Here is an 18,284-nt window from a genome sequence, read left to right on the forward strand (position 1 = left end):
TCAAAAAAGTCTCAAACTTTAGCTTGAGACTTTTTATTTACATTTTGTTTTTTTAAAATAATGTTGTGTTTGTATATTACATATCTACAATTATAAATTCTGAACGTCTGTTTTCTTGGTGTTCTTTTCTTGTGCAGCTAACTCCATCCGCGCATTCGTTTATCAATTGCTCTTCTCCATAACCAATAGCACTTATAATTCTGCTTGGATCTATGCCTTTAGAGATTATATATTTTTCTGTAGATTTTGCTCTTTTGTCTGATAAATACTTGTTATACGCATTGTTACCTCTTGCATCTGTATGAGATTCAATTTTAATTCTCATTTCTGGATACTCGTTCATTACAGAAACAAGTTTGTCTAATTCTTCACCAGCATCTTGTCTTATATAAGATTTATCAAAATTAAAGAAGATTTTTTCTGTTTTAAGTTTCTTAATTCCATTTTCTATAGCAATCATTTCATGAAGTTTTCTCATAGCAATACCCACATTTACTACTTCATTCTCTTTAGTTGTTGTTGCTAGTTCTTCGCCAAAGTATGTTTCTTTGTTAGTTTGTATTTTGTACTTAGTATTACTGTCTAAATCTTCAAAAACAAAACTACCATCGTCTTCTGTTAAAACCTCTTTAAGTTTAATATTGTTTTCATCTAACAATGTAATTAAAGCTTTAGGCATAAGTTCTCCTGTTACAATTTCTGTTACTACACCAGCAATTGCATTTTTGTTTACCTCTTCTACCATTAAATTCTTAAACGAGTAAATATCGTCATCCCCTTTGCCACCTTGTCTGTTAGATGCAAAGTATCCTTTTTGTGTTTCTTCGTTAATTATATAAGAGAAATCGTCTTTATTACTATTTATGGGTTGTCCAACATTAACAACGTCTTTAAATCCGTCTTCATCATAAGCAACTTCATATACGTCTAAACCACCTAAACCTACGTGCCCGTTAGAAGAAAAGTATAATTTTTTACCGTTAATAAACGGAAACATTTCTTTTTGTTCTGTGTTAATTTTTGGACCTAAGTTTTTTGGAGAAGAAAATAAACCATCTTCTAAAACGTCTACAACAAAAATATCTGTTTCGCCTATACTTCCAGGCATATCAGATACAAAATACAACTGTTTACCGTCTGGGCTTAATGCAGGGTGTCCTGTAGAATACTCATCGCTATTAAATGGTAACTCTACTGCCTCTGTCCATTCACCATCAATTTTCTTAGACATATATAGCTTAAGGTTGTTCACGCCATTTTTATCTCTTCTTAATTTTTTACCATAGTTATTTCTAGTAAAATACATTGTTTTGTTATCTGGAGAAAACGTAACAGATGCTTCATGATACTTTGTATTTACCTTTTTAGAGAATTTTATAGCGTCTTTTAAATCGTCTGATTGCTGATTTATTTTTGCAACATATAAGTCTAAATAAGGTTGATTGTTCCACTTGTATTTTCTTGTACTAAAAAATGATGAATCTTTGGCAGAAGCAAATACAATTTCTTCTTTGTTGTAAAACATTGGAGAAAAATCTGAATTCTCGGTGTTTACTGATAAGTTTTTAAGTTCTGAGTTTGGCTTTCTGCTTAAAATACCATCTAAAACTTGCTCGTTACGCTCGCTAGTTTCTAAAGTTAAACCAGACTCTAAAGGAGCATCTTTTTTCATACGATTGTACAAACGCATAAAACGCTTTGCTTTTCCGTATTTTCCATTCCCTTTTAATGCATGAGAATATTTAAAAATTTGATCGGCACTTAAATCATCTTTATAAGTATCATATAGAATTTTATACCAATGGTAAGCCATTTCCATATTGGTATTGTAGTAGTGAGAATCTCCTGCTTTTTGTAATATTTCTTGAGTGTAATTTTCTTTGTCTTTGTTTAAAGCCTCATCATACAATTCTGCTGCTTCTGCATACCAAAGCATATCAAAATATGCATTAGCTCTTTCAATTAGCTTGTTATTGTTTCCTGACGATTTGGATTTTTTAATTATGTCGTTAGTCTCTGCATCGTCTGTAAATGAATAGTTATTCAAATCCATAACAGGATATTCAGCCTCTTTGGTAGGGCTGTTTTGAGTTGTAGTAGTTTCTTTTTTTACTTCTTGGGAGAAGATACTTAAAGAAAATAAAAGCAGACAAGTAGGTACTATTTTTTTCATTGGGAATTGTTAAAAAATCTAATGGATTTTATTTTACAGAAGCAAAACTCACATTTATATGTTACTTCTATAGCTAAGTTTTTAAGTTCGTTATGGTATAATTATACCATGTATTAATTCTTTCGGTTAAGTTTATAGGTCTCAAATAAGAACGTCTATAGCTCCCTTATTCTATAATTAACGCTTAAAATTAACTTTTCGTGTATAACTTGTTAATAAATACATATGCAGGTGGGTTGGAGTAACGTATATCTTTCTTAAGTATAGGGACTTAAAATAGGTAACTTAGATAGGAAAGTTGTCTTTAATTTTCAGATGAAGTATCAAAGATACAAGCCTCATATACAAGACTACTTTTATTCTTGTATAAGAGAAGAAATATGTGTTTAAAAGTAGTAGATAATGTTGTTTTAAAATATCCTTCTTGTTTTTATTCAGGATTTTTTAAAAACAAAAAACCCCGCATAAATGCAGGGATTGTGTAAATTTATATAGTGAAAAATTACTTTTTCTCTTCTAGCTTGTCATTAGAATCATCTTCTTTAGAAGCATCTTTAAATTCTTTTATTCCGCTTCCTAAACCTCGCATTAATTCAGGTATTTTTTTACCTCCAAAAAGCAATAAAACGGCAACAACTATAAGTGCTATAGATGCACCACCTGGTATGGCCAACATAATATTTGATGAAATCATAATAATTAATTTTTGTAGAACAAAGATAATAAAAACTAAATACAACACTGTTAATATTAGAAATAGAATTAGTTTTTATGAAAAGAGTAATTAAATTAGGCATTATTAACTTAATTTTGATGCTTAGTTGCCCTATTTTGTTAGTGTAATAAAATTCTAAAGTTTATATTTGTTTGTTATGGCAAAAGAAAGTAAAAAAAGAAAGGAAATTAAACGCAAGCTTTTAAATAAGTATCGTTTGGTTATACTTAACGAAGATACTTTTGAAGAAAAAATTTCATTCAAACTTAGTAGACTTAATGTTTTTGTACTCGGCTGGGTTTCTACTTTTGTTTTAATTGCATTAACTACAGTACTTATTGCATTTACTCCGCTGCGAGAATATATACCGGGTTATTCATCTACTAAATTAAAAAGACAAGCAACGGAGCTTACGTATAAAACAGATTCTTTGGTAAATGTTTTGAATTATACCAATAAGTATTTATCTAATATACGTATGGTGTTAAGTGGTGATGTGGCCAATAATAAAATGAATAGAGATTCGCTTTTTGAGCAAGTTAAAATAGATCCCAATACTGTAGATCTTAGTCCAATTAAGGAAGATTTAAACTTAAGGGCACAAGTAGCACTAGAGGATAAGTACAATTTGTTTGGCAATACAAAAACTGAATCTTCATTGGTGTTGTTTTCTCCTGTGAGCGGTACAATTTCTCAAGATTACGATAAAGATAAAAAACACTTTGCTGTAGACGTTGTGGCTCCAAAAGATAGTCCAATAAAATCTGTAGCGCAAGGAACGGTAATATTTGCGGACTGGACAACAGAAACCGGTTATGTAATTATAATAGAGCATAAAGATAACTTACTATCAGTTTACAAGCACAATAGTACGTTGCACAAATCGCAAGGTGAAATTGTAAAAGCTGGCGAGGTAATTGCAACTATAGGAAATACGGGCGAGTTAACAACTGGGCCTCATTTACATTTTGAATTGTGGAATAACGGAACTTCTGTTAACCCAACTAATTATATAGATTTTAAATAATAAATTATGTCTTTAAAATCTTTTGCAGCAAAAATCTTTGCTAAAAAAATAGTGGCTAAAAATGCCAAATGGATTTCTAACCCTATAGAAGCCCAAGAAAAAGTATTTAAACAATTAATAGAAAAGGCAGCGCAGACCCAATTTGGTAAGGATCATAATTTTAAAAGTATTAAGTCGCACCAAGATTTTGTGACTAATGTGCCAGTTAGAGATTATGAAGCGTTAAAAGTGTATGTAGAAAAAGTTGTTGAAGGGCAACCAGATATACTATGGCCAGGAAAACCATTATACTTTGCTAAAACATCTGGAACAACATCTGGAGCTAAATACATACCAATAACAAAAGAATCTATTAAATACCAAATAGAGGCATCTAGAGATGCAATTTTAAATTACATACACGAAACAGGACAGGCAAATTTTGTAGATGGTAGAATGATATTTTTACAAGGAAGTCCGGTTTTACAAGAAAAAAATGGAATAAAATTAGGTCGACTTTCAGGAATATCTGCTCATTATGTTCCTAAGTATTTACAAAGAAACAGATTGCCAAGTTGGGAAACCAATTGTATTGAAGATTGGGAAACCAAAGTAAATAAAATAGTAGAAGAGACCAAGGCAGAGGATATGAGCGTTATTGCTGGTATACCATCTTGGGTGCAAATGTATTTTGAAAAACTTGAATCTACTACAGGTAAAAAAGTCGGAGATCTATTTCAAAATTTTCAATTGTTTATATATGGCGGTGTTAACTACGAACCTTATAGATCTAAATTTGAGAACTTAATAGGTCGTAAAGTAGATAGTATAGAGCTTTTTCCTGCTAGTGAAGGTTTCTTTGCATACCAGAATTCTCAATATAAAAAGGGAATGTTGTTGCTTTTGAACTCTGGAATTTTTTATGAGTTTATAAAAGCAGATGAATTCTATGAGGATAATGCAGAACGCATCACTCTAAAAGATGTAGAAATAGGCGTAAATTATGTGATGATAATTTCTACTAATGCTGGTTTGTGGGGGTATAATTTAGGAGATACCATTCAGTTTATTTCTGTAGCTCCTTATAAAATAGTAGTTTCAGGAAGAATTAAGCATTTTATTTCTGCCTTTGGAGAACATGTAATTGCTAAAGAAGTAGAAGAGGCAATGCAAATTGCAATAAAAAAAACAGGGGCCAGAATAAATGAATTTACAGTTGCTCCGCAGACAGCCCCAAAAGAGAAAGAACTTCCTTACCATGAGTGGTTTATTGAGTTTGAGAAGGAACCTACCAATATGGCGCAGTTTATTTCTATTTTAGATGAAAAGTTACAAGAGCAGAATAGTTATTATTTTGATTTAATTGATGGGAAGGTGCTACAAACCTTAAAAATCACCAAAGTAAATAAAGACGGTTTTAAAAATTATATGATTGGGATTGGCAAATTTGGAGGCCAAAACAAAGTACAACGTTTGTCTGATGACAGAAAACTGGCAGACGGATTGAAAGAATTTACGTTAAACTAAAAAGTCTGCCTTAACAAATTAGTGTTAATTTGTGTAGATTTGCATGAATAATATATATGAATAAGATAATAAATACAACCAGAGCACAGGAGTCTACAAATGCCATTGAGCGTTTGTATATTACAATGAGACACTTGTTTAATAGAGGTTTTTATAAACCTATGGGTGTTTCAGGAGAAACATTACGCAATGCATTATTGCAATTAAGACCAGAGATTTATGGGTCTATAGGGGAAGAAAAATCGGAATTAAGTGGTTTAACTTATGTTTTAGAGCGTCTTCCAGAAGGCATAGAGCAATGTAGGTATATAAATTTAACATCAGATGAAGGTTATGGCGATTCTCATTTTAAAGCTATAATTCCAGCAAAAAGAAGAAGAGATTGTTACCGCATAGATGAGGATCAAATGAATATTGTAATTACCAGAGGAAGGTCTGATATTTATGATATTCTAACACACCTTACATTTTTGTTTATTGAATCAGAGAAAATATGTAAACGTGTTTTAATAGAGGATACTAAAAAAACAATTAGAGATTGGAGTAAGTTAGAGGCTGCCTTAGAAACGGAAGAGTTAACTCAGGCTGAACTAGAAGTAGCGTTAAGTTACACCGCAAATATCTTAGGTAGATCTTTTGTTGAGGTAAAAGAAATGCATCAAGTTTTTGCTACTAAAGAGAATCCAGAAAAGTTTTTACGTACCATTTATTGGATGGGTAAATTAGCAATTGAAGAAGAAACTCTAGGTGATAAAAGAATAATTACTTTTAGTCCCGTTTTACGTGAGCGTTTAGGGCACCATATACATGGAGACCGTTGGGCGTTAACTATAAAAGAGACATTAGAGGAAAACGGAATTTTGCACAGACCAATTCATATCATTAGTGCTAATATGCACAGTGTAATGAATTCTTTATTCGCTAAAAAAGCACTTGCAAAAGAATATCCAAATTCTAAAGATAGCTTAGAGATTTACGAAGATTTAAGTAAAGAGCAAAATAATAAGCTAAGAGCTAAAGTAACTGCTTATGCCAAGAAAAATGGTATGATTTCTCTAAAGGATACTTCAGGAACAAACATTGATGTACAAATTTTTGATACAGCTAAGTTTGGAGATAGTGCTTGCTGTTTTGATCTTCCAAAAGGGACATCGGAAGATGATAAACCCGTTATTTTTGTAATGGATTATGCTTTTGGTGAGCAAGCTTACGAGACTATTGATGAGTTGCTAAAGCCATATGAAAAAGCTGACGAAAAAGAATTTTTAAATATTGAGTCGGTCTCTATTATGGGGAAAGCAGGAATATTAGAAGGAGGTAAAGGCGATATTATGATTGCTACTGCTCATATTTTTGAAGGCACAGCAGATAACTATCCATTTAAAAACGAATTATCTGCATCTGATTTTGAAGGTCACGGTCTTAAGGTTCTAGAAGGGACAATGGTAACCGTATTGGGAACGTCTTTACAGAATAAAAATATCCTGCAATTTTTTAAAGATTCTACTTGGGGTGTTATTGGTCTAGAAATGGAAGGTGTGCATTACCAAAAAGCAATACAAGCAGCTTCTAGAATACGAAAAAGTATTAAAGAAGACGTAAAGGTTAGGTATGCGTATTATGCATCAGATAACCCATTAGAAACAGGTGGTACATTAGCATCTGGTGGTCTGGGAACTACAGGGGTAAAACCAACATATTTAATTACAGACAAAATATTAAAACAATTATTTAATTCATAATAATGAGTAACAATCAACAGCCACAACCAGGTTCAGAAGAAATAGATTTAGGGCAGTTATTTCAGTTAATAGGAAATGCTTTTAAAAAGCTATTTGCTTTTATAGGTAGTATTTTTAAAGGGGTTTTTCATTTTATAATGTTGTTTTTAATCTTTATTCAAAAGCACTTTATAAAATTTGTGATTGCAGGAGTAATTGGTATTGGTTTAGGTGTATATTTAGACTTGAGAAAGCAAGATGTTTTTGTTTCTAGTATGGTTGTAGAGCCTAATTTTAATAGTGTGCAACAGTTGTACAATAACATTAGCTTTTATAACGAATTGGCAAAAGCTCAGGATTCAATTACTTTGGCAAGTGCTTTAAAGATAACAGCTAAAGAAGCGGCTAGTATTAAGAAGTTTGAAATAGAGTCGTTTTCAGATGAAAACCAGAAGGTGCTATTATTTGATAAGTTTATTAGAGAGTTAGATTCGACCACGGTAAAGAACCTTGATTTTGAAGCTTATTTAAAAAACTTTAATACGTTTGATGCACGTTTTCATAAGATTAACTTGGTAAGTACAAATAGTACTGTTGCTAAAAAGGCTCAGCCAACAATAGTTAAATCAATATCTAGTAACGGTTACTTTAAAGAGCAAAAAGAAACTAACGATAAGAATATTGGTTTTCAAGAAGAGATTTATAAGCAACAATTAAACGAAATTATTTCTCTACAGCAATTGTATAAAGATGTAATGGTTAAAGAAGCTTCTAAGGAAATAGGAGGAACGAACATTAATCTTGCAGATAATGGAAGTGGTAAAAACAAAGAGATAGAGCTCTTAAAAGAAAGAGACGATTTAAAAGAGAAAATAGTAGAGTTAAACTTAGAAAAAGCAAATAAAGCAACCATTCTTAATGTAATATCTGATTTTCCAACAAGAGGTGTTAAGTTAGGTGGGATTACAAATCAGTATAAATTTTTATTGCCTTTATTATTGGTTTCTTTGGTTTTAATTTTGTTATTGTTATTAGAGTTGAACAAAGCATTAAAGAGTTATACTAAAAAATAATGAATATCTTAATTACAGGAGGGGCAGGGTTTATCGGATCTCATGTAGTTAGGAGGTTTGTGCAGTCATATCCAAAATATCATATTTATAACGTAGATGTCTTAACGTATGCTGGTAATTTAGAGAATTTATCAGATATAGAAGGATTGTCAAATTATACGTTTATAAAGGGTGATATTACAAATGAGAATTTTATTCAAGATATATTCAAAAAATATAATTTTGATGGAGTTATTCATTTAGCAGCGGAATCACATGTAGATAGATCCATTGCAGACCCTATGGCTTTTGTGAAAACAAATGTGATTGGAACAGTAAATTTGCTTAATGCTGCCAGAGATTGTTGGAAAAATGACTTGGAAAGTAAACGATTTTATCATATAAGTACAGATGAAGTGTACGGAGCTTTAGGAGAATCTGGTTTATTTACGGAGTCTACGGAGTACGATCCTAATTCGCCCTACTCAGCTTCTAAAGCAAGTTCAGACCACTTTGTAAGAGCATACGGAGAAACGTATAAGTTACCATATGTAATAACTAATTGCTCTAATAATTACGGGCCAAATCATTTTCCGGAAAAATTGATTCCGTTATTTATCAATAATATCATACATAAAAAGGCATTACCTGTTTATGGAGATGGTAATTATACTAGAGATTGGCTATATGTAATAGATCATGCCAGAGCTATAGATTTGGTTTTTCATAAAGGGAAAAATGGAGAAACGTATAATATAGGCGGATTCAACGAATGGAAGAATATTGATTTAGTAAAATTATTGTGTAAAATAATGGATGCTAAACTGGAGAGACTTAATGGTAATAGCGAAAAGCTAATTACCTATGTTAAAGATAGACCAGGTCACGATTTACGTTATGCTATAGACGCATCAAAAATTAATAAAGAATTGGGTTGGGAACCATCTGTAACTTTTGAAGAAGGCTTAGAAAAAACTGTAGACTGGTATTTACAAAATGAAGAATGGCTAGAAAGTGTAACTTCCGGAGCATATCAGGATTACTATAAAAAACAGTACAATTAAATAAGAGTTATGAAAGGTATAATACTTGCAGGGGGATCTGGATCTAGATTGCATCCGCTTACATTAAGTGTAAGCAAGCAATTAATGCCTATTTATGACAAGCCAATGATTTACTACCCGCTATCTACCCTAATGTACGCAGGTATAAAAGAAATTTTAATAATATCTACTCCAAAAGATTTACTGTTATTTAAAGATTTGTTGGGAGATGGAACAAAATATGGCTGTAATTTTCAGTATGCTGTTCAAGAAAGTCCTAATGGATTGGCAGAGGCTTTTATTATAGGAGAAGATTTTATAGGTAACGATAAGGTTGCTCTTATATTGGGTGATAATATTTTTTATGGTTCCGGATTAGCACAATTATTACAATCTAATAATGATCCTGAAGGAGGAATAATATATGCTTACAGGGTACATGATCCAGAACGTTATGGAGTAGTTGAGTTTAATGATGAAGGTAAGGCTATTAGTATAGAAGAAAAGCCAGAAGAACCTAAATCTAATTATGCTGTTCCAGGTATTTATTTTTATGACAATACAGTAGTTTCTATAGCTAAAAATATGAAGCCAAGTAATCGTGGAGAACTAGAAATTACGGATGTAAATAAAGCATATTTAGAGCAAGGCAAGTTAAGTGTAAGTATTTTAGATCGCGGTACAGCTTGGTTAGATACGGGTACTTTTCAATCTTTAATGCAAGCATCACAATTTGTAGAGGTTTTAGAAGAGCGTCAAGGTTTGACTATTGGAGCCATTGAAGCCGCAGCATATGAAATGGGTTATATCAACAAAGATCAATTTATAGCTTTGGCAGAACCATTGTTAAAAAGTGGTTATGGGAAGAACCTTTTAGGAATATTGGATAAATAAGAATGAAGGTTACAAAAACAAAATTGGAAGGTTGTGTAGTTATAGAGCCTACGCTATTTAATGATGAAAGAGGATACTTCTTTGAAAGTTTTAATACCGAACGGTTTAATACTGCTATTGGAAATGAAATTAATTTTGTTCAGGATAACCAATCATTTTCAACGAGAGGAGTTGTAAGGGCATTACATTTTCAAAAGGGTGATGACGCTCAAGCAAAGTTAATTCGTGTTTTAAATGGTGTTATTTTAGATGTGGTGGTAGATTTAAGGCCCCATTCTAAAACCTACGGAGAATATTTTTCAGTTGAACTATCTTCAGAAAATAAAAAACAGTTATTTGTACCAAAAGGTTTTGCACATGGGTTTTCTGTGTTGAGTGATACTGCTGAAGTTCTATATAAGTGTGATAATTATTACAACAAAAAATCTGAAGGTGGAATAATCTATAACGATGCAACTTTAAATATTGATTGGAAGCTTAAATCAGAAGAAATTAAAGTTTCAGAAAAAGATTTGATTTTACCAACTTTTAAGAGCGCATTGGTATGATAAAGATTTTAGTAACTGGTGCAAACGGACAATTAGGACAGAGTATTCAGGCTATAAAAGACAATTATATTGATATAGACTTTACATTTTGTAATTCTAAGGATTTAGATATAACGAATACTGAAGAAGTAAAAGAATTTTTTAGCACTAATGAATTTCGCTATTGCATAAATTGTGCTGCTTATACAAATGTAGAGCAATCAGAGAAAACTCCAGAAAAGGCTTATTTAGTTAATGGTGATGGTGCAAGAAATATTGCAAAAGAGTGTGAAAAATATAATATAATACTTGTTCATATATCAACAGATTATGTTTTTGATGGAGAAAAAGGCTCACCATATGCAATATCAGATAGCACAAACCCTATTAATGAGTATGGAAAATCTAAATTAATAGGAGAAAATTATATTAGAGAAATAGTAAAAAAATATTTTATAGTAAGAACATCTTGGTTGTATTCAGAATTTGGGCATAATTTTTATAAAACAATTTTATATAAAGCAAGAAAGGGAGAAGACTTAGCCGTTATAGATACAGAAACAGGTTGCCCTACAAATGCAAATAATCTTGCAAAATATATTTTGGAATTAGTTAGTTCTAATAATAAAAGTTTTGGAGTGAAGCATTTTACAGATAATAAACCAATGACTTGGTATAGTTTTGCTAGTGAAGTTTTAAAAAATAATAAGTTAGATAAGACTACAAAGCTTGTAAGGGCTAATAATTATCGTAGTTTTGCTAAAAGGCCTAAGAATAGTACACTTTTGTGTAACTAGTTTAGGTTGTAATAAAAAAATACAGAAAGTGATAAAGAAGATTTGTTGTATAGGAGCAGGATATGTTGGGGGACCAACAATGGCTATTATTGCTCAAAAGTGTCCAGAAATCGAGATTACGGTAGTTGATTTAAATCAGAAACGAATTGATCAATGGAATGATACAGATGTATCTAATATTCCGATATATGAGCCCGGTTTATCTGATGTGGTTGCAGAGGCAAGAGGAAGAAACTTGTTTTTTGATACTGATATAGATAAAGCTATAGATGAGTCAGATATGATTTTCATCTCTGTAAATACGCCAACCAAAACATATGGTAAAGGTAAAGGTATGGCAGCAGATTTAAAATATATAGAGCTTTGTGCAAGGCAAATAGCACGAGTTGCAAAGTCTGATAAAATTGTAGTAGAAAAATCTACCTTGCCTGTTAGAACAGCTCAAGCTCTTAAAAATATATTAGATCATACAGGTAACGATGTTAACTTTGAGATATTATCTAATCCAGAATTTTTAGCAGAAGGTACTGCCGTATCAGATTTAACTAATCCAGATAGAGTGTTAATAGGTGGTCAGCAAGAAACTGAAAAAGGAAAGCAAGCTGTAGAGGCTTTAGTGAGTATTTATGCAAATTGGGTCCCTAAAGATAAAATTTTAACCACTAATTTATGGTCATCAGAATTATCTAAACTAACTGCGAATGCCTTTTTAGCGCAAAGAGTTTCCTCTATTAATGCAATGAGTGAACTGTGTGAAATAACAGGGGCAAATGTAGACGAAGTTGCAAAGGCAATAGGAATGGATAGTCGTATTGGCCCAAAATTTCTAAAATCGTCAGTCGGCTTTGGTGGCTCTTGTTTTCAAAAAGATATTTTAAACTTAGTTTATATAGCTAAATCTTATGGTTTAAACGAAGTAGCAGATTATTGGGAGCAAGTAATTTTAATGAACGATCACCAAAAGAGAAGATTTGCGCATAATATTGTTAAAACATTATACAATACCGTATCAGATAAGAAAATTGCATTTTTAGGATGGGCATTTAAAAAAGATACAAACGATACTAGAGAGTCTCCTGCTATTTATGTGGCAGAAGAGTTGTTGTTAGAACAGGCTAAAATATCAGTTTGGGATCCCAAGGTTAAAGACGCACAAGTTTATACAGATATTAATACACTAGGTTCTATTGAAGCCGATGAGGTTGATAACAAGTTACAGGTTGCTAAAGACCCTTATGAAGCGTGTAAAAATTCACACGCTATTGCTGTTTTAACAGAGTGGGAGGAATTTAATACGTATGATTGGCAGCGTATTTATGATAATATGCACAAACCAGCCTTTGTTTTTGACGGTAGAGGTGTTTTAGATAAAAATAAGCTTCAAGAAATTGGTTTTGTGTATTACAGAATTGGTGAGGGAGGTGTTTAAAAAACAATTTAACATTATTTATTAAATAACAAGTTTTTTTATTGTTGATAATGTAATAATTATAATAAAAAATAATATGGAGTTTAAAGGAAAATCATTATTAATTACAGGAGGTACGGGATCTTTAGGCAAAGCACTAACCAGTCATATTTTAAGTAATCATTCGGAGATAAGAAGATTAATTATTTTTTCTCGCGATGAGCAAAAACAATTCCAAATGGCTCAAGAGTTTCCAGTTTCAAAATTCCCTCAAATTAGGTTTTTTATTGGAGATGTTAGAGATAAAGATAGGTTAATCAGAGCTTTTAAGGGTGTTGATTATGTTATTCACGCGGCAGCTATGAAACATGTTCATTTAGCTGAATATAACCCTGAAGAATGTATAAAAACTAATGTAGGAGGTGCTCAAAATGTGGTAGATGCCTGTTTTGAAACTAATGTAGAAAGAGTTGTGGCCCTATCTACAGATAAAGCTTGTGCTCCAATAAATTTATATGGAGCAACAAAATTAACTTCAGATAAACTCTTTGTTGCAGCAAATAATATTAAAGGAGATAGTCCTATTAGGTTTTCAGTAGTTCGTTATGGGAATGTAATGGGTTCTAATGGTTCTGTTATTCCTTTTTTTATTAATAAAAAGAATACGGAGGGGAAACTTCCTATTACTGACCCAAAAATGACTCGTTTTAATATTTCTCTGCAAGGTGGTGTTGATATGGTTATGCATGCGTTGGAAAATGCTTGGGGAGGAGAAATCTTTGTTCCAAAAATACCGTCTTATAGGATTATGGATGTTGCTGAGGCAATAGGCCCTAGTTGTGAAAAGCCAATAGTTGGTATTAGGCCTGGAGAAAAAGTACATGAAGAAATGATTACATCTTCAGATTCTTTTTACACTTACGATTTAGGTAAGTATTATGTTATTATTCCAGCAACCCACAAATGGAAAATAGATGATTTTAAGACAACTTTTAATGCGGAAAAGGTATCTGAGGGTTTTAGTTATAATTCTGGAGATAATGAAGAGTGGGAGACCATAGAAAGTTTAAGGAAATTAATAATAGAACATGTAGACCCTAATTTTATAGCATAATGAATTCTATACCATACGGAAGACAAAACATAGAACAAGATGATATTGATGCTGTCGTTAAAACGCTTACTGCAGATTTTTTAACTCAAGGACCTAAGGTTAAAGAGTTTGAAGAGAAGTTTGCAGTATATGTTGGTGCTAAGTATTCAGTGGCAGTAAATAATGCTACTTCTGGTTTACATTTAGCAGTTTTAGCTTTAGGTTTAAAAGAAGGAGAACGTGTTATTACAACACCAATTACTTTTGCAGCATCAGCTAATTGTATTAGATATGCAGGAGGAGAAGTTTGGTTTGCAGATATAGACTCAGACTCGTATGTATTATCTTTAGAGAGCACTAAAAAACTTATTGAAAGTAAACCTAAAGGTTTTTTTAAAGGTATTATACCAGTTGATTTTGCAGGGTTACCTGTAGATTTAGAAGCATTTAAGAAATTAGCTGATGAACATGGTTTATGGATAATTGAAGATGCTTGCCATGCACCAGGAGGATACTTTACAGACTCCAAGGGTATAAAACAAATGTGTGGAAACGGTAATTACGCAGATATAGGAATCTTTTCTTTTCACCCTGTAAAACACATTGCTTGTGGTGAAGGTGGAATGGTAACAACAAATTCTGAAGAAGTATATAAAAAGCTAGCATCACTTAGAACACACGGAATAACCAAAGAAAATATGGCGGAAAACCATGGAGGATGGTTTTACGAAATGCAAGAATTAGGGTATAATTATAGGCTTACGGATATTCAATCTGCTCTTGGAATTACACAACTTGCTAAGAACAAAGCAGGAGTAGCCAGAAGAAACGAAATAGCGAATGCATATAAAGAAGCCTTTAAGGGAATAATCAAGTATCAAAACTTGCCTGAAGACGTTTTAAATGCACACCACTTATTTGTTATTGAAGTTGACGATAGAAAAGGTTTATATAATTACTTGAGAGAGCATAACATTTTTTCTCAAATACATTATATACCTGTACATACGCTGCCTTATTATAAGAAAATAGGATACAATGAGGCTAATTTAGATAATTCTGAACATTATTACTCTAAATGTATTAGTTTACCAATGTACCCTAGCTTAAAAGATGAGGAACAGGCTTTTGTTATCGAAAAAGTATTAACTTATATTAATGGCTAATTTAGCAATCATACCGGCAAGAGGAGGAAGCAAACGAATTCCAAGAAAGAATATCAAAGTTTTTTTGGGCAAACCTATTATGGCCTATTCAATAGAAGCCGCGATACAAAGTAATTTGTTTGATGAGGTTATGGTATCTACAGATGATGAGGAAATTGCACAAATAGCTAAAAAATATGGAGCAACAGTTCCGTTTTTGAGAAGTAAAAATAATGCTAACGATTTTGCTGTTTTAGCAGATGTAGTTCAAGAAGTTGTAAGTAAATACAAAGAGAAAAACAAGAAATTTGATAATATCTGCTGTATACTACCAACGGCACCTTTTGTAACTTTCAAAAAAATTAATGAAGCATATACCACATTTATAGACAATAATTTTGATAGTGTTTTTCCTGTATTAGAATTTTCTTTTCCAATACAACGTTCTCTAAAAATAGAAGCAGATAAAGTAGCTATGGTTTGGAGTGAACACTTAAATACGCGTTCGCAGGATTTAGAGTCTAGATACCACGATTCTGGTCAGTTTTATTGGTTAAAATCTACATCTTTTAATAATAATAAAAAGTTATTTACAGATAACTCTGGAGCTATAATTATTTCGGAACTAGAAGCCCAAGATATTGATACTGAAACGGATTGGAAACTAGCAGAAATTAAATATAAACTCCTACTCAATGACTAAGAAAATAATCTTTAGAGCAGATGGAAGCTCCACAACTGGATTAGGTCATTTATACAGATTATTTAGTCTTGTAGAAATTGTTAAAGATACTTTTGAGTTTGTTTTTTTAACAAACGAAACTTCAACAGTTTCAGTTATTCCTTCAAATTATAATAAAGAAGTTATACCGGAAAACATTAAAACGGAAGATGAACCAAAATGGTTAGCAGTAAATTATTCACCTCAAGAATATATCATAATTGCTGATGGCTATCAATTTATATCGTCTTATCAAAAAGAAATAAAGCAAAAAGGCTATAGTTTAATTTATATTGATGATTTATCCAAAGAATACATGTACGCAGACGTGGTTATAAATCATTCACCTTATATTCAGGATATAGACTATGAAAAGGAAGCATACACAAAGCTAGCTTTAGGGACTAAATACGCGTTATTGAGACCGCTTTTTTTAAAAGAAGCTAAAAAGAATAGAGTTATAAACGTAATTGATAGTGTATTTGTATGTTTTGGCGGTGCAGATCCTTTTAATTTAAGTTTGAAAGCTGTTGAATCGCTTTTAAAAATTTCTAATTTTAAAAATATACACGTTGTTTTAGGGGCTGCGTATAAGCATAAAGAAATTTTTTATTTAGAAGAAAAATATTCTGGTAAAATAAAAACATATAGAAATCTTAGTGAAGAAGATTTAATAAAAACTATACAACTATGTAATTTTGCAATTGCACCTTCTAGTACGATTGTATATGAGTTATGCTCAATAAAGCTGCCAATCTTATCTGGGTATTTTGTAGACAATCAGAGGGGTATTTATGACTCATTACTAAAATCAGGCGCTATTTATGGAGGAGGTAGTTTTAATAATTACACTGTTCAAGACTTTGAAGTTAAAGTTGAGGAAATATTAAAACATAGCGAAATAAGTCACTTTATTAAAAACCAAAAGAGACTCTTTAGCGGAGATAGTAAAAATAATTTATTAGAACTATTAAACCCTTTATTGATAACATTTAGATTAGCCAAAGTAGAAGATATGCTAATGGTATATGATTTGTCTAATGATGAAACTGTTAGGTATTTTTCCTATAATTCAAAACCAATTGTACTTGAAAGTCATAAAAAATGGTTTGAGAGTAAAATAACAGATAAAAATTGTTTGTTTTTAATTGCCTTGTTTAATAATGAGTCTGCAGGGATTATCCGCTATGAAATGAATGATAAATTTGCAACAGTAGGAGTCTTAATCGCAAAAAAATTTCGAGGAAAAAAAATGGCTCCTTATTTTTTAAGGGAATCGGCAAAAAAATATTTTGAACAAAATGATCTTCCTATTTTTGCTTATATTAAAGAAGAAAATAAAGCTTCAATTAAATCATTTGAGAACTCTGGTTATTCTTTTTATAAAAAGGAAAATGTTAAGGGAGAACCTAGTCTTATATATAAATTAGAAAAAAACAATGTTAAACCATAAATGTTTTATAATAGCCGAATTATCAGCAAATCATGGCGGATCTTTAGAGATAGCCAAGGAAACCGTAAGAGCGGCTAAGCGTGCCGGTGCTGACGCTATTAAATTACAAACGTATACCGCAGATACAATAACACTTAATGTAAGAACAGATGATTTTAAAATTACTCAAGGTACAGCTTGGGATGGCCAATATTTATATGATTTATATAAAGGCGCTTCTTTGCCATGGAAATGGCATAAGCCATTATATGATTTAGCTAAGGAAGAAGGTCTAATTTGTTTTTCTTCCCCATTTGATAAGACTGCAGTAGATTTTTTGGAGGAATTAAATACGCCTATTTATAAAGTAGCTTCCTTTGAAATAACGGATATTCCTTTAATAAGCTATATGGCTTCCAAAGGAAAACCAATAATAATTTCTACAGGCATAGCTACCATTGAAGATATTGAGTTGGCAATAGAAACATGTATCCTTGCAGGAAATAAGGACATTACTATATTAAAATGCACATCTGCTTATCCTGCAGCGCCAGAAGATGCCAACCTGTTATCTATTCCTGATATAGCAAAGCGATTTGGAGTGAAAGCTGGGTTGTCCGATCATACATTGGGTATTGAAGCGCCTATGATTGCTACAGCATTGGGCGCAAAAGTAATTGAAAAACACTTTATTTTAGATAAAACAATAGGGGGAGCAGATGCTCACTTTTCCTTAGATGAAAAGGAATTTAAGCAAATGGTAGATGCAGTAAGGCTCACCGAAAAGCTGATGGGTAAAGTAGATTATGAAATGACCGATAAAAAGAAAAAAAGTAGAGAGTTTTCAAGATCGCTATATGTGTCACAAGATGTAAAAGAAGGAGATGTTATTACGAAGGAGAATATTAGGTCTGTAAGACCAGGTTATGGTATGCATCCTAAGCATTACAATGAAGTGATTGGTAAAGAATTTACAGGAGATTTTAAGAAGGGAACACCTTTGTCTTGGGAACAATTTTGATGTTTTAGT

The 18,284-nt window shown here is 31.8% G+C and carries 16 protein-coding genes; 14 read left to right on the forward strand and 2 right to left on the reverse strand.

Annotation, left to right across the window (positions count from 1 at the left end; genetic code table 11):
* Window positions 1-76: 76 nt before the first annotated feature.
* The gene (locus BT107_RS12285; protein WP_072304107.1) at window positions 77-2,173 is read right to left on the reverse strand and encodes an OmpA family protein; all 2,097 of its coding nucleotides are present in this window, start codon (window positions 2,171-2,173) and stop codon (window positions 77-79) included.
* Window positions 2,174-2,675: 502 nt separating this feature from the next.
* On the reverse strand, window positions 2,676-2,867 hold the full coding sequence (locus BT107_RS12290; protein WP_072304108.1) for a twin-arginine translocase TatA/TatE family subunit: 192 nt from the start codon (window positions 2,865-2,867) through the stop codon (window positions 2,676-2,678).
* A 178-nt stretch (window positions 2,868-3,045) separates the two neighbouring features.
* On the opposite strand from BT107_RS12290, the gene BT107_RS12295 reads away from it, so the two are divergent.
* The 14 genes from BT107_RS12295 to pseI all read left to right on the forward strand — a co-directional run bounded on the left by BT107_RS12295 (window position 3,046) and on the right by pseI (window position 18,275).
* Window positions 3,046-3,915, forward strand: coding sequence for a M23 family metallopeptidase (locus BT107_RS12295; protein ID WP_072304253.1), 870 nt, complete (start codon window positions 3,046-3,048; stop codon window positions 3,913-3,915).
* Window positions 3,916-3,921: 6 nt separating this feature from the next.
* A complete protein-coding gene (locus BT107_RS12300) occupies window positions 3,922-5,421 on the forward strand; it encodes a GH3 family acyl-acid amido synthetase (RefSeq protein ID WP_072304109.1) in 1,500 nt (499 codons plus the stop codon).
* Window positions 5,422-5,477: 56 nt separating this feature from the next.
* A complete protein-coding gene (locus BT107_RS12305) occupies window positions 5,478-7,163 on the forward strand; it encodes a DUF6909 family protein (RefSeq protein ID WP_072304110.1) in 1,686 nt (561 codons plus the stop codon).
* A gap of 2 nt (window positions 7,164-7,165) precedes the next feature.
* Window positions 7,166-8,215 (forward strand): hypothetical protein, encoded by a 1,050-nt coding sequence (locus tag BT107_RS12310; RefSeq protein ID WP_072304111.1) that lies wholly within the window; start codon window positions 7,166-7,168, stop codon window positions 8,213-8,215.
* Complete coding sequence (rfbB, locus tag BT107_RS12315; protein ID WP_072304112.1) at window positions 8,215-9,258, forward strand: dTDP-glucose 4,6-dehydratase; 1,044 nt, start codon at window positions 8,215-8,217, stop codon at window positions 9,256-9,258. The genes BT107_RS12310 and rfbB overlap by 1 nt, the downstream gene beginning before the upstream one ends.
* A gap of 9 nt (window positions 9,259-9,267) precedes the next feature.
* On the forward strand, window positions 9,268-10,131 hold the full coding sequence (gene rfbA / locus BT107_RS12320) for a glucose-1-phosphate thymidylyltransferase RfbA (RefSeq protein ID WP_072304113.1): 864 nt from the start codon (window positions 9,268-9,270) through the stop codon (window positions 10,129-10,131).
* Between the two features lie 2 nt (window positions 10,132-10,133).
* The gene (gene rfbC / locus BT107_RS12325) at window positions 10,134-10,679 is read left to right on the forward strand and encodes a dTDP-4-dehydrorhamnose 3,5-epimerase (protein WP_072304114.1); all 546 of its coding nucleotides are present in this window, start codon (window positions 10,134-10,136) and stop codon (window positions 10,677-10,679) included.
* Window positions 10,676-11,455: a dTDP-4-dehydrorhamnose reductase gene (gene rfbD / locus BT107_RS12330; RefSeq protein WP_072304115.1), complete on the forward strand. Its 780-nt coding sequence runs from the start codon at window positions 10,676-10,678 to the stop codon at window positions 11,453-11,455. The genes rfbC and rfbD overlap by 4 nt, the downstream gene beginning before the upstream one ends.
* Before the next feature lie 79 nt (window positions 11,456-11,534).
* Complete coding sequence (locus BT107_RS12335; protein WP_244543127.1) at window positions 11,535-12,884, forward strand: nucleotide sugar dehydrogenase; 1,350 nt, start codon at window positions 11,535-11,537, stop codon at window positions 12,882-12,884.
* Window positions 12,885-12,960: 76 nt separating this feature from the next.
* Complete coding sequence (gene pseB / locus BT107_RS12340; protein ID WP_072304117.1) at window positions 12,961-13,977, forward strand: UDP-N-acetylglucosamine 4,6-dehydratase (inverting); 1,017 nt, start codon at window positions 12,961-12,963, stop codon at window positions 13,975-13,977.
* Entirely contained in the window at window positions 13,977-15,122 is a 1,146-nt protein-coding gene (gene pseC / locus BT107_RS12345; protein WP_072304118.1) for a UDP-4-amino-4,6-dideoxy-N-acetyl-beta-L-altrosamine transaminase, read from the forward strand. The genes pseB and pseC overlap by 1 nt, the downstream gene beginning before the upstream one ends.
* Window positions 15,115-15,804 carry a pseudaminic acid cytidylyltransferase gene (gene pseF, locus BT107_RS12350; protein ID WP_072304119.1) on the forward strand — a complete coding sequence of 230 codons (690 nt, stop codon included), beginning with the start codon at window positions 15,115-15,117 and terminating at the stop codon, window positions 15,802-15,804. Before pseC ends, pseF begins: the two co-directional genes overlap by 8 nt.
* Window positions 15,797-17,275: a UDP-2,4-diacetamido-2,4,6-trideoxy-beta-L-altropyranose hydrolase gene (gene pseG, locus BT107_RS12355; protein ID WP_072304120.1), complete on the forward strand. Its 1,479-nt coding sequence runs from the start codon at window positions 15,797-15,799 to the stop codon at window positions 17,273-17,275. The genes pseF and pseG overlap by 8 nt, the downstream gene beginning before the upstream one ends.
* Complete coding sequence (gene pseI, locus BT107_RS12360; RefSeq protein WP_072304121.1) at window positions 17,262-18,275, forward strand: pseudaminic acid synthase; 1,014 nt, start codon at window positions 17,262-17,264, stop codon at window positions 18,273-18,275. Before pseG ends, pseI begins: the two co-directional genes overlap by 14 nt.
* Window positions 18,276-18,284: the final 9 nt, after the last annotated feature.

Origin of the sequence: Cellulophaga fucicola, assembly GCF_900119145.1 — a bacterium.
Classification (GTDB): Bacteria; Bacteroidota; Bacteroidia; order Flavobacteriales; family Flavobacteriaceae; genus Cellulophaga; species Cellulophaga fucicola.

Coding starts and splice junctions, on each gene's coding strand:
- BT107_RS12285 (WP_072304107.1), bottom strand. CDS start 2,173: ATGAAAAAAATAGTACCTACTTGTCTGCTTTTATTTTCTTTAAGTATC.
- BT107_RS12290 (WP_072304108.1), bottom strand. CDS start 2,867: ATGATTTCATCAAATATTATGTTGGCCATACCAGGTGGTGCATCTATA.
- BT107_RS12295 (WP_072304253.1), top strand. CDS start 3,046: ATGGCAAAAGAAAGTAAAAAAAGAAAGGAAATTAAACGCAAGCTTTTA.
- BT107_RS12300 (WP_072304109.1), top strand. CDS start 3,922: ATGTCTTTAAAATCTTTTGCAGCAAAAATCTTTGCTAAAAAAATAGTG.
- BT107_RS12305 (WP_072304110.1), top strand. CDS start 5,478: ATGAATAAGATAATAAATACAACCAGAGCACAGGAGTCTACAAATGCC.
- BT107_RS12310 (WP_072304111.1), top strand. CDS start 7,166: ATGAGTAACAATCAACAGCCACAACCAGGTTCAGAAGAAATAGATTTA.
- rfbB (WP_072304112.1), top strand. CDS start 8,215: ATGAATATCTTAATTACAGGAGGGGCAGGGTTTATCGGATCTCATGTA.
- rfbA (WP_072304113.1), top strand. CDS start 9,268: ATGAAAGGTATAATACTTGCAGGGGGATCTGGATCTAGATTGCATCCG.
- rfbC (WP_072304114.1), top strand. CDS start 10,134: ATGAAGGTTACAAAAACAAAATTGGAAGGTTGTGTAGTTATAGAGCCT.
- rfbD (WP_072304115.1), top strand. CDS start 10,676: ATGATAAAGATTTTAGTAACTGGTGCAAACGGACAATTAGGACAGAGT.
- BT107_RS12335 (WP_244543127.1), top strand. CDS start 11,535: ATGGCTATTATTGCTCAAAAGTGTCCAGAAATCGAGATTACGGTAGTT.
- pseB (WP_072304117.1), top strand. CDS start 12,961: ATGGAGTTTAAAGGAAAATCATTATTAATTACAGGAGGTACGGGATCT.
- pseC (WP_072304118.1), top strand. CDS start 13,977: ATGAATTCTATACCATACGGAAGACAAAACATAGAACAAGATGATATT.
- pseF (WP_072304119.1), top strand. CDS start 15,115: ATGGCTAATTTAGCAATCATACCGGCAAGAGGAGGAAGCAAACGAATT.
- pseG (WP_072304120.1), top strand. CDS start 15,797: ATGACTAAGAAAATAATCTTTAGAGCAGATGGAAGCTCCACAACTGGA.
- pseI (WP_072304121.1), top strand. CDS start 17,262: ATGTTAAACCATAAATGTTTTATAATAGCCGAATTATCAGCAAATCAT.